We start from the raw sequence: 507 nt of genomic DNA, 5'->3' as shown, positions 1-507 counted from the left end.
GACCGAAGTCAGCGGTGTAGGTGAACTGGTTGACGCCAGTGACCGTGCCGCCGCCGCCGACGAGACCGTCGAAGTTGTTGCCCGGATAGTTAGTCCAGGGAGCGCTGAACTGCGAAACCGCCTTACCCATCGTGAAACCAGCGAACTGGATGAAGGCGTAGTAGACACCGACCGCGCCGCCGGCGACAGCACCGTCAGAGCCGTTCGCGACGGGAGCAGCGCCTGAGTAGGCCGTGGTTCCGCTACCGGAATAGCTACCCGTCGTCCAGGAGAACGTTGCATCGAAGAACGTGCGGACGACGCCGTATTCGGTCGCGGTGCGCGTGTCGATGTTGAGATCTTGACGAGCGCGTGCCGTGTAGTAGTTGCTCAGGCGGTTCTTCGCGCCAGCGACACCCGACGTATTACCGGTATAGACGCTGTTGGTGCCCAGCGCGACTTCAGCGCGCAGATAACCACCCAGCTTGATGCAGGTGTCAGTGCCCGGGATGTAGTAGAATCCGGCAC

General features: G+C 61.7%; 1 protein-coding gene. It reads right to left on the bottom strand.

Annotated elements, in window-relative coordinates:
• The coding region (locus tag AX729_RS36425) for a porin (RefSeq protein ID WP_197433758.1) at nucleotides 1-507 on the bottom strand (507 nt) is incomplete at both ends.

Origin of the sequence: Bradyrhizobium sp. CCH5-F6, assembly GCF_001556045.1 — a bacterium.
Taxonomy (GTDB): Bacteria; Pseudomonadota; Alphaproteobacteria; order Rhizobiales; family Xanthobacteraceae; genus Bradyrhizobium.
This window is presented reverse-complemented; position numbering and strand designations above follow the sequence as displayed.